Source organism: Stenotrophomonas sp. STEN013 (genome assembly GCF_056760355.1).
Window position 1 is genome coordinate 164,322 of sequence record NZ_JBRREO010000004.1, and the last position, 11,503, is coordinate 175,824.

An 11,503-nucleotide genomic window follows, 5' to 3' on the forward strand; every position below is an offset into this window, starting at 1 on the left:
CTCTAGCAAGTCCGATGCTGCGCATCCCGACAGGCAGTCAGTCTTTGCGGTGCAGCCAGCGGTACAGCACCGGCAATACCAGCAGGGTCAGCAGCGTAGAGGAGACAATGCCGCCGATCACCACCGTGGCCAGCGGCCGCTGCACTTCCGAGCCGGCACCGACGTTGAAGGCCATCGGCACGAAGCCCAGCGATGCGACCAGGGCGGTCATCAGCACCGGTCGCAAACGGCCCAGCGCGCCTTCGCGCACGGCCACATCGAGACTTCGGCCCTGTTCGCGCAGGTGGCGGATGAAGCTGATCATCACCAGACCATTGAGCACGGCCACACCGGACAGCGCGATAAAACCGACGCCGGCCGAGATCGACAACGGAATGCCACGCACCGCCAGCGCCAGCACGCCACCGGTCAAGGCCAGCGGCACGCCGCTGAACACGATGCTCGCATCGCGCGCCGAGCCGAAGGCCCAGAACAGCAAGGCGAAGATCAGCAGCAGAGTCACCGGCACCACCACCGCCAGACGCTGGCTGGCCGAGATCAACTGCTCGAAGCTGCCGCCGTATTCCACCCAGTAACCGGCCGGCACTCTCACCCTCGTATCGATAGCCTGTTGCAGCTCGCTGACGAAACCACCCAGATCGCGGTCACGTACATTGGCGGTGATGACGATGCGCCGTTTGCCGTTGTCGCGGTTGATCTGGTTTGGCCCTTCACTGCTTTCGATACGCGCCAATTCACGCAACGGAACCGTGCGCGCGTCGCCGCTGCGCCAGCCACCGGCACGGCTGGATTCATCCGCACTGTCCTGTGCCAGTGCGGGCTCCAGCGACACCGGCAGATCGGCCAGTGCCGCAGGGTCCTGACGGATGGTTTCCGGCAGGCGGACGACGATATCGAAACGTCGATCACCTTCGAACAACTGCCCGGCCACACGCCCGCCAACCGCGGTGGAAACCGTGGACTGCAGCTGGCCCGGGTTGAGTCCATACCCCGCCAATGCCGCACGATCCGGCGTGACCGTCAGCAAGGGCAACCCGCTGGTTTCCTCCAGGCGCACATCGGCCGCACCCGGTATCTTGTTGGCCACCGCGACGATGCGCCGGCCCACCTGTGCCAGCGTTTCCATGTCATCGCCGAACAGCATCACCGCCACGTCGGCCCGCACGCCGGAGATCAACTCGTTCATGCGCATCTGGATCGGCTGGGTGAACTCGTAGTTGTTGCCGGGCAGCTCCTCCACCGCGGCCTCCAGTTCGGCCAGCAGCTGCGCGCGCGGCTTGCGCGGGTCCGGCCACTGCTTGCGTGGCTTCATCATGATGAAAGTGTCGGCGACCGAAGGCGGCATCGGGTCGGAGGCGACTTCCGGTGTGCCGATCTTGGAGAACACCTTGTCCACTTCCGGCAGCTGCTGCAGGCGTGCTTCCACCTGCTTCTGCATGTTCACCGACTGGGAGAGGTTGGTACCGGGAATGCGCATGGCGTGCATGGCAACGTCGCCTTCGTCGAGGTTGGGCACGAACTCGCTGCCCAGCCGCGCTGCCAGCAGACCGCAACCGACCACCAGCACCAGCGCAGCGGCAACCACCCAACGGCCACGCCGCATCACCCACGCCAGCAACGGCGCATAGCAGCGTGCGCGCAGCCATACCATCAAGCGGTTCTCCTTCTCCTCGATGCGGCCACCGAGGAACATGGCAATCGCCGCGGGAACGAAGGTTAGCGACAACAGCATCGCGCCGCTCAATGCCAGTACCACAGTGATCGCCATCGGGTGGAACATTTTTCCTTCGACGCCGGTCAGCGCAAAGATCGGCAGGTAGACCGCGGTGATGATGCCCAGGCCGAACAGGCTGGGCCGGATGACCTCGGCGGTGGCGCTGGCGGTTTCTGCAAAGCGTTCCTCGCGGGTCATCGCCCGGCCCAGCGCATGGGTGCGCTCGCCGAAGCGACGCAGGCAGTTCTCGATGATGATCACCGCACCATCGACAATCAGACCGAAGTCCAACGCGCCAAGGCTCATCAGGTTGGCGGACACACCACCGCGTGCCATGCCGGTCAGGGTGAACAGCATCGCCAGTGGAATCACCGCGGCGGTGATCAGCGCCGCACGGAAGTTGCCCAGCAACAGGAACAGCACCACGATCACCAGCAGCGCGCCTTCCAGCAGGTTCTTTGCCACCGTTCCAATGGTGCGATCAACCAGCGCGGTGCGGTCATAGCTGGCGGTGACCGTGACCCCAATAGGCAGGCTGCGCTGCGCCTGTTCCAGCTTCGCCGCAGCCGCGCGCGCCACCTCGCGGCTGTTGGCACCGACCAGCATCACCACCGTGCCCATCACCACTTCGTGGCCGTTCTGGGTGGCGGCACCACTACGCAGTTCCGGCCCTTCGGCTACCTCGGCCACGTCATGCACATGGATGGGCACGCCTTCGCGGCGGGCCAGCACGATGTTGCCGATTTCCTCCAGCCCGGCGACTTGTCCCGGCACGCGCACCAGGAACTGCTGGCCGTTGCGTTCGATGTAACCGGCGCCGATGTTCTGGTTGTTGCCTTCCACGGCGTCGGCGACATCCTCCAGGGTGAAGCCCAGCGCACGCAGCTTGGCCGGATCCGGGGTGATGTGGATCTGCCGCTGGTAGCCACCAATCGTATTGACCTCGGTCACGCCAGGTACGTTGCGCAACTGTGGCCGCACTACCCAGTCCTGCAGCGTGCGCAGGTCGGTGGCGGTGTAGGGCGAACCATCGGGCTTGCGCGCCTTGGGATCGGCGTCGATGGTGTACATGAAGATCTCGCCCAGGCCGGTGGCAATCGGCCCCAGCTGCGGGTCCAAGCCCTCCGGCAGCTGTGACTTAACCTGCTGCAGGCGTTCGGCGACCTGTTGGCGGGCGAAGTACAGATCGGTGCCGTCCTTGAACACCACCGTCACCTGCGACAGGCCGTAGCGCGACAAGGAGCGCACTTGTTCAAGCTTCGGCAGACCCGCCATCACCGTTTCCACCGGCCAGGTGATGCGTTGCTCCGTCTCCAGCGGCGAGTAGCCATCGGCGGCGGTGTTGATCTGCACCTGTACGTTGGTGATGTCGGGCGTGGCGTCGATGGACAGGCGGGTGAAGCTCCAGCTGCCGATCGCAATCAACGCGAAGGTGAGCACCATCATCATCCAGCGATGGGCGATGGCGCTGCGGATGATGCGCTCAAGCATGGCGGCACCCTCCAACTTGCATGCACTGGTCAATGTTCATGCGCGGCCCCCGCCTTGCCGATGTCGGCCTTGACCACATAGCTCTGCTCGACCACAACCTGCTCGCCAACGCGCAGGCCGTCCTTGACCTCGACCTTGCCGGCATCGCGTGCGCCCAGCACCACCGGACGCGCGGTATAGATATCGCCCTCACGCACGAACACCACCTCGCGGCCTTCCATGGTCTGCAGTGCGGAAAGCGGCACCACCATCGCAGCCGGCTGCATCGCCACCACGATGCGCGCTTTCACCGCCGCACCGGGCCGCCACAGGCCGTCGTCATTGCGCACGCTGGCGCGGGCCACGGTGCTCTGGCTTGCAGTGGCGGTGCCCGGCAGCACGCGCTCCAGGGTGGTGCTCTGGCTGCCGCCATCGGTCATGCGCGTCACCGTGACCGGCACGCCGGCGGTGATGTGCTGGGTGTCGTTGCCGAAGATATGCAGGTCCACCCACAGTTCGGACAGGTCGCCGATCTCGAACAGCGGCGTGCCCTCGCCCGCAACCGCGCCCACCTGTGCCTGCCGCGACAGCACCACGCCGCTGATTGGCGCGCTTACGGTGTAGGTGGTCAGGCTGAGATTGCTGTCGATGCTGGCCAAGGTCTGGCCGGCACTGACGCGATCACCGACGTTTGCACGCAGCGAACGGATCGGCCCGGGAAAGCGCGCCATCACCTGCGCGATGCGACCATCCACCGGGGTCAACAGGCCCTGCACCTCGTGCTCATCGGCAATGGTGCCAGCCTGCACCGCGGCGCTGCGGATGCCGGACTGGTCGGCCATAGCGGCCTTGATGGTGGTGCGGTCGGCGTGGGCTTCCTCGCCCTCTTCATGGGCGTAACCGTCTGCTTCGCCGCCGTTGTCCTCAGCATGGTCATGGCCAGCTTCTTCTGCTGCACCGGCAGCGGCTTCAGCCGCCGGCTCTGCGCCACAGCCGACCAACAGCAGACTCATTGCCAATACGCCGGCAGCGACAACATTCATCGGACGGCTCATCGTGCGTTCTCCACGGCAACGGTTGCATCGGTGGCCAGCATGCCCTGGCCGGTAAGACGCTGGATTTCGATCAGCGCGGTGTGTGCGGTGATGGCCGCGTCCAGCTGGCGCTGGCGCGACTCGATACGCATGGCCTGTAGCTGCGCCCATTCCATGTAGCTGGCAGCACCGGCGCGCCAGGCCTGCTCGGCAGCACGTTCAGCCTTCTGCAACTGCGGCAGCACATCACTGCGCATTCGCTGCACTTCCAACCGCGCGGTGACATAGCGTCCGTGTGCCTCGGCCAAGGTGGCGTACAGCTGTTGCTGACGGGCCTGGCGCTGATAGGGAAGCAGGGCGAGATCGGCTTCCGCCTCGCGGATTTCCGGCGCGGCACGGCGGGCGCTGCCCAGCGGAATGCTGAAACCACCAACCAGCGAGGTGGCGTTGTCAGCGCGGCTGTTGCGGACCCCGGCCTGCCAGCTCCAATCCGGGCGGCTGCGGGTGCGTACCAGTTGCAGCTGGGCCTCGCGGATGCGTTGCTCGCCCAGCAGCTCGGCCAGCTCCGGTGCGCGTTGCAGATCGTCATTGAGCAATGCGAAATCGCGCAGTGCCGGCAGCTGCAACGCATCGCCACTCACGGTGTTGAAGTCGGGCGAGCGTGCGCCCCACAACGCGGCCAGCGACAGCCGCGCTGCGCTGGCTTCTTCGATGGCACGATCGCGGTCCAGTTCGGCCTGCGCCAGCATTGCCTGCGCGGTGAACAGCACCGATTCCGGCGAGGCACCGGCCTGCAGCCGCAGGCGGGCGGCGGCGACGGCGCGGCGGCGCTGTTCGATATCGGTGTTGGCGATCTGCAACGCCGCTTGCGCCTGTGCCACCGCGAGATAACGGCGTGCGGTTTCGGCGAGCAGATCAAGGCGTGCGGTGGCGCGTTGCGGCGCCAGTGCATCGATATTGGCCTGCGCCAGCATGCGCCGCGCATCGAGCTTGTCGCCGCGTTCCAGCACACCGGACAGGCTGACGGTGGCCTCGGCGCCCTGCACGCCACGGGCATCGCCGCTGCCGGGCGGGTGCTCCAGTTCCACACCCAACTGCATCGGCGGACGCAGCAGCGCGGCATCGCGGCGGGCTTCAAGTACAGGGCGCTGCGCATCGATCAGACGCAGCTCGGGGTGATCAAGGGCAACGCGGACGATGGCATCGTCCAGCGTCAACGGCACAGCAGGCACCGGCGCCTGCGCATACGCGCGCGGCACCAGCGCAAAGGCGGCAACCGCCGCCAGGCGCATCCACATGGGTTTCTCCAGATAGCAGGTTCAGACGTGGGGACCGGCCAAGGGGCCGGGACGTCAGACGGCTATCGGGGGGCGGAACAGGCTCTCGGTCGGGTGCGTGACCGCTTGCGTGCCCAGGATAGCCACGGCCTGCTGTGCGGGCGGCGATGCCACGCTCCAGGCAGGGGTGACGGTGGGCAGTACGCCCCCATGGCCGTGGCAGTCCACGCAATGCACCAGCGCGTGCAGCAGCGCATTGGCGCTGTCTTCGGCATCCGGGGCCGCGGCCAGCTTGCTGTCGTCGTGTTCATGCACGCCGGCGCCGATGTCGGTGTGCGCCAGCATGTGGATGTCGGTCAGTGCGGCAGACAGCGAGGTGCCAAACACGCCGATGCCGACCAGGGCCAACATCAGCAGGCGCAACAGATGGAGACGGCGGTGGCGCAGGGTACGCAGCATCGGCGCAGCCTAGCCGGTGATCACCGGGTTACACAATCGCATGGGCGCGCGACTTCAGGCCCAAATGGCTCCACTGACCACGCGCTTCTGCTTTCACTGCGCCCTTTGCCGCCCCTCCCCCGGATCGAGAGAGGGAGGGCCAAACCTACTTTGCGCTCTTGCGCTCGGCGATGAAGGCATTGATCTGCTGCTCCAGCACCGGCAAGGGCACCGAACCCTGCTTGAGCACGGCGTCATTGAAGGCCTTGAGGTCGAACGCGTCGCCCAGTTCCTTCTCGGCCAGCGCGCGCAGTTTGACGATGGTGATCTCGCCGAGCTTGTAGCTCAGTGCCTGGGCCGGCCAGGAGATGTAGCGGTCCACCTCGGTGGTCACTTCATGCTCGCTCAGTGCGGTGTGGTCGCGCAGGTAGGCGATGGCGCGCTCGCGGGTCCAGCCGTAGTGGTGCACGCCGGTGTCGATCACCAGTCGCGCCGCACGCCACATCTCGTAGGTCAGCCGGCCGAAGTCCTCGTACGGGGTTTCGTAGATACCCATGTCCACGCCGAGCTTCTCGCTGTACAGGCCCCAGCCCTCGCCATAGGCGGAGATGTAGTTGTTGCGGCGGAACTCGGGCTGTTCGCCCTGTTCGGCCGCCAGTGCGCCCTGCAGCGCATGGCCCGGATCGGACTCGTGCAGGGTCAGCGCCGGCAGGTTGTACAGCGGCCGTGCCGGCAGGTTGTAGGTGTTGACCCAGTAGGTGCCCATGCCGCCGCGGCCGGCGGTCCAGAACGGCGCGATATCCGGCGGCACCGGCACGATGGTGAAGCGCGCACGCGGCAGGGTCACGATCTTGCCGATCACCCCGTCCACGCGCTTGGAGATCCACGCCGCGCGCCACAGCAGCTCCTCGGGGGTCTTGGCGTAGAACTGCGGATCGGTACGCAGGAATTCGAGGAAATCGGCAAAGCGGGTCTCCTCGCTTTTCCCGGTGAACCCCAGCTTGTCGATGATGTCGTTCATCTCGCGCTGGATGCGCTTGACCTCGGCCAGGCCCAGCGCATGGATCTGCTGCGGGCTCATGTCCAGGGTGGTGTATTCGCGGATCTGCTGGCGATAGAACGCCTTGCCGCCGGGCATCTTTTCCGCCGCCAGCGTGGTGCGCGCCTGCGGCACATACTCCTCGCGGAAGAACGTCAGCAAGCTGGCGAACGCCGGAATGACGCTGCCGCTGATGGCCTGGCGGGCCTCGGCCTGCAGCTGGGCCTGCTCGGCGGCCGGAATGCTGGCCGGCAGCTTCTTCAGCGGCGCATACAGCGGCGATTCGGTCGGATCTTTCAGCTCGGCCACCGCGGCGATCGAGCCGTCACGCCCTTCCAGCACCGCCCGCGGCACACTGAAGCCACGCGCCAGCCCGGCACGCATGTTCTGCGTCTGCTGGCCGAAATAGCGCGGCACATCGTTCAGCCGTGCGATGTAGTTGCGGTAGTCCTGCACGGTCTTCATCTCGCGCCGGGCCATGAAGCCCAGGTTCGACCAGAACGAGGAGTCCGAATTGAACGGCATCTCGTAGGCGCGCAGGCGCACCTCGTCGGCCAGGTTCTCGACCTGGTACAGGTAGATGGCGTAGTTGATCCGGTTCTCGGCCGAGAGCGTGGCCGGATCGATCGCCTCAAGCTGCGCGAGCACTTCCTCCCACACCTTCAGCCGCGCCTGCTGGGCCTCGGCGCCCACATCGGGCAGCCGGGTGGCATTGGCCGGGGCATCACCGTCCTCGCTGGCCTCGCCACCGCCGGCCTGACGCCAGGCCCATTCCTTCTCGTAGATCGCCTTGAACTGCTCATCGGCGCTGTACGCGGCCAAGGTGGCCGGCGCCGCGGATTTGGCCGGTGCGGCCTGCAGCGCGGTGGGCAGTGACAGGGCGAGCAGCAGAGCGACGGAGAGCGAGGTTTTCACGAGCAGCGGATTCCCGGATTGCGAGCACCGATCATGGCATCGCAGGCCGTTGCCTGACATGGTTCGAAAGTCCTGCCCGCACCCTCCGGCCGGCGGACCGCCCCATCCGCGTCAGTCGCCGGCCCTGTCCCGCTTCCAGCCGTGATGGCGGATATCCAGCCGCAGACTGTAGAGCGCGGTGAACGCCGGGAACAGGTTCTGGATCACCCCCACCGCGTCCTGCTTGGCGGAAAACAGGAAATAGCTCAGCGTCATCAGGCTGCCCAGCACGCTCATGTACCAGAACAGGCGCGGGATCACCGGCTTGCCGGCGCGGCGCGAGGCCGTGAACTGCACCAGCCAGCGGCCGCCGAACATCAGCGCCCCGGTCAACCCGATCAGCTTCCACGGCGACATGTGCACGCCGGTCCACTCCAGCCAGACCAGCGGCTGGTTCATGAACTCCATGCTCAGACCTCTTCCACTGCGGTGCGCCGGGAGCGCGCGATCAGCCAGGCCACGCCACGCAGGTCGCGGATGCCGACCAGCGCGCGGCCCAGGTTGTTGTACTTGGACACCCCGGCGGTGCGATGGCGATGGTTGACCGGCACGCTGACCGTCTTCCAGCCGGCGCGCTGCATCAGCGCCGGCAGGTAGCGGTGCATGTGATCGAAATACGGCAGTTCGAGGAAGGCCTCCCGCTCGAACAGCTTGATGCCGCAACCGGTATCGGGGGTGTCATCACGCAGCATGCGCGCACGGATCGCATTGGCCCATCGACTGGCCCAGCGCTTGGAGCCGCTGTCCTGGCGGTGGACGCGCCAACCGGCAAACAGTTTCACCGTGGCCGGGGCGGTATCCCGCTCGGCCAGCAGTCGGGGGATATCGGCCGGGTCGTTCTGGCCGTCACCGTCGAGGGTGGCGATCCACGGCGCCCGCGCCGCCTTCACCCCGGTCCGCACCGCGGTGCTCTGCCCGCTCTGGCTGACGTGGTGCAGCACCCGCAGCTCGGGATTGTCGGCCTTCAGCGCCCGCAGCAGCTGCAACGTGTCATCGCTGGAATGGTCATCGACGTAGACGATCTCGAACGCCAGCCGCCCGCGCAGCGCGGCGGTGATTTCACTGACCAGCGAGGCGACGTTGTCACGCTCGTTGAAAACGGGAACAACCACGGAAAGCGCGGGGTGATTCATTACAGGATCCGTAAGGCAGGCAGGGTCATGGGGCATGCGTATTAAGGAAACGGAACCGGCATTCTCCCGGGCACGACTTAGCACAGCGTGAAATCAGGCGCGCGATCCAGAGCAGGCGCAGCGCCCGGGCAGCGGAACACCCGACGGCCAGATACTGCCACGCCGACGGCGCGACGGGGACGGCGGCTGTAGCGCAGCCAACTGCCGAGAGTGGCCGCCGGAGGTGACAACCTCGGGAAGATAGCGGCGACGATGTCGGAAACATGTGTGAACTCACCCGGCCACCCGGCCTCACCGGTGCCACGTCCACGGCGGCGGTGGAGGGCAGGGGCGAGGCGCGTATTCAGGGTAATATTTCCCGGTTATGCGACGCCCATGACAGCCGGCCCGGGAGGTTTCCCCGGCGGTGCGATGAAGGGACTTCAGGCGTGTTGTGCACCACCTTCAACGGATCTCGGCGTTGCGTAAGCTCACCTGGCGTTTCCTGCTGCTCACCCTGGTTTTCCTGACCCTGTGCCGGCTTGGACTGGCGCTGTGGCTGTGGCCGCGGGTGCAGCCGGCCGGTGGACTGTGGCCGATCCTGGCCGGCGGCTGGCGTATCGATCTGAGCCTGCTGGCCATGGTCTGCGCCATTCCGGCGCTGCTCTCGCCCTGGCTGGGGCACCGCACCTGGCCGACCCGTATCACCGGCTGGTGGTACCGGCTGTGGTGGCTGCTGTTCGTGCTGCTGGAGGTGTCCACGCCGCAGTTCCTGCTGGAGTACGACACCCGCCCGAATCGGCTGTACGTGGAATACCTCAACAGCCCGCAGGAGGTCTCGGCGATGCTGTGGCAGGGCTACAAGGGCGTGCTGGCGCTGGCCGCGCTTGGCCTGGCGCTGCTGGGCTGGGCCGGATTCCGCTGGCTGCGGGCGCCGCGCGATGCGGCGTCGCTGAAACCCTGGCTGCGCGCGGCGGTCACCGCCGGCGCCTTTGTGGTGCTGTTCCTGGCCGCGCGCGGCACCCTGGACCACCGCCCGCTCAATGCCTCGAAGGTGGCCTTCAGTGACGATGCGATGATCAACGCGCTGCCGCTGAACTCGCTGTACAACGTGCTGCACGCCATCCGCGGCATGACCGGCGAACGCTCGGCCGCGCAGGTCTATGGCGCGATGCCCGAGCCGGAAATGCACCAGCTGGTGCGCGAGGCCGCCGGCATCACCGGGCCAGTGCTCGATCCGCTGCACCCCAGCGTGCACCGGCAGCAGGCCAGTGCCGCACCGGCCAAACCGCTGAACCTGGTGGTCATCGTCGAGGAAAGCCTGGGCGCGCAGTACATCGGCACGCTGGGCGGGCAGAAGCTGTCACCGCAGTTCGACGCGTTGGCCGAACAGGGCTGGCTGCTGGCACGGGCCTACGCCACCGGCACCCGCTCGGTGCGCGGACTGGAGGCGCTGAGCACCGGTTTCCTGCCCACCCCGGCCGAGGCGGTGCTGAAGCTGCCGCGCAGCCAGAGTGGCTTTTTCAGCCTGGCCGGCCTGCTCGGCCAGTTCGACTACCGCTCGCGCTTCCTCTACGGCGGCGAAGCGCACTTCGACAACATGAAGGCATTCTTCCTCGGCAACGGTTTCGATGAGGTCATCGACCGCCCGCGCTTTGCGGTCAAACCCGGCTTCGTCGGCTCGTGGGGCGCCTCCGATGAGGACATGTTCAACGAGCTGCATCACCGCCTGCTGCACGATGACGGCCAGCCGCGCTTCACGATGGCCTTCAGCGTCTCCAACCACAGCCCGTGGGAATACCCGGCCGGGCGCATCCAGCCCAGCACACCGGCCGCCAGCGTGGAGAACACCGCCCGTTATGCGGACTGGGCGCTGGGCCAGTTCTTCGCCCGTGCCAGGCAGTCGCCGTACTGGGAGAACACCGTGTTCCTGGTAGTGGCCGACCACGATTCACGCGTGTTCGGCGCCAGCCTGGTGCCGGTCAAGCACTTCCACATCCCGGCGCTGATCCTCGGCCCCGGGGTGCCGGTGCAGCGCGACGAGCAGCTCGTCAGCCAGATCGACCTGCCGCCGACACTGCTGTCACTGATCGGCATCAGCAGTACCCATCCGATGCTGGGCGTGGACCTGACCGTGCGCCAGCCGGGCCGCGCGATCATGCAGTACGGCGACAACTACGGCTATCTGCAGGGCGAGCAGTTGCTGGTCCTGCAGCCACAGCAGCCGGCCGAGCAGTTCCACTACCGGCGCGAGGGCGAGACGCTGACGCCTGCCGCGGTGGATCCGGCGCTGGCCAGATTGACCTTGGCCCACGCGCTGTGGCCCAGCTGGGCCTATAACCAGCAGCGTTATGCGGTGCCGGCCCGGGAACTGCAGCCCCGGTCAACCCCGCCCGCCCCTGGGCGCCGGCCGGTCGCTGCGGAACGATAGCCCGCCGGCCGGAGCCCTGAAAAACATAGCCGGG

The 11,503-nt window shown here is 66.8% G+C and carries 8 protein-coding genes; 1 reads left to right on the forward strand and 7 read right to left on the reverse strand.

Going from position 1 to position 11,503, the window contains the following annotated elements; all coding sequences use genetic code 11:
* Nucleotides 1-37: 37 nt before the first annotated feature.
* The 7 genes from ACVOMH_RS10515 to ACVOMH_RS10545 form a co-directional block, all read right to left on the reverse strand.
* The gene (locus ACVOMH_RS10515) at nt 38-3,205 is read right to left on the reverse strand and encodes an efflux RND transporter permease subunit (RefSeq protein ID WP_481551924.1); all 3,168 of its coding nucleotides are present in this window, start codon (nt 3,203-3,205) and stop codon (nt 38-40) included.
* Nucleotides 3,206-3,234: 29 nt separating this feature from the next.
* Nucleotides 3,235-4,227: an efflux RND transporter periplasmic adaptor subunit gene (locus ACVOMH_RS10520; protein WP_481522470.1), complete on the reverse strand. Its 993-nt coding sequence runs from the start codon at nt 4,225-4,227 to the stop codon at nt 3,235-3,237.
* 8 nt (nt 4,228-4,235) lie between these two features.
* Complete coding sequence (locus ACVOMH_RS10525; protein ID WP_481551925.1) at nt 4,236-5,516, reverse strand: TolC family protein; 1,281 nt, start codon at nt 5,514-5,516, stop codon at nt 4,236-4,238.
* Nucleotides 5,517-5,570: 54 nt separating this feature from the next.
* Entirely contained in the window at nt 5,571-5,954 is a 384-nt protein-coding gene (locus tag ACVOMH_RS10530; RefSeq protein WP_481522468.1) for a hypothetical protein, read from the reverse strand.
* Between the two features lie 145 nt (nt 5,955-6,099).
* Nucleotides 6,100-7,887 carry a DUF885 domain-containing protein gene (locus tag ACVOMH_RS10535; protein WP_481551926.1) on the reverse strand — a complete coding sequence of 596 codons (1,788 nt, stop codon included), beginning with the start codon at nt 7,885-7,887 and terminating at the stop codon, nt 6,100-6,102.
* A 111-nt stretch (nt 7,888-7,998) separates the two neighbouring features.
* The gene (locus ACVOMH_RS10540; RefSeq protein WP_054657716.1) at nt 7,999-8,334 is read right to left on the reverse strand and encodes a lipid-A-disaccharide synthase N-terminal domain-containing protein; all 336 of its coding nucleotides are present in this window, start codon (nt 8,332-8,334) and stop codon (nt 7,999-8,001) included.
* Between the two features lie 2 nt (nt 8,335-8,336).
* Nucleotides 8,337-9,059: a glycosyltransferase family 2 protein gene (locus ACVOMH_RS10545; protein WP_481551927.1), complete on the reverse strand. Its 723-nt coding sequence runs from the start codon at nt 9,057-9,059 to the stop codon at nt 8,337-8,339.
* A gap of 460 nt (nt 9,060-9,519) precedes the next feature.
* Here ACVOMH_RS10545 and ACVOMH_RS10550 point away from each other — a divergent pair, with 460 nt between their 5' ends.
* Nucleotides 9,520-11,469: an LTA synthase family protein gene (locus tag ACVOMH_RS10550; protein WP_481551928.1), complete on the forward strand. Its 1,950-nt coding sequence runs from the start codon at nt 9,520-9,522 to the stop codon at nt 11,467-11,469.
* Nucleotides 11,470-11,503: the final 34 nt, after the last annotated feature.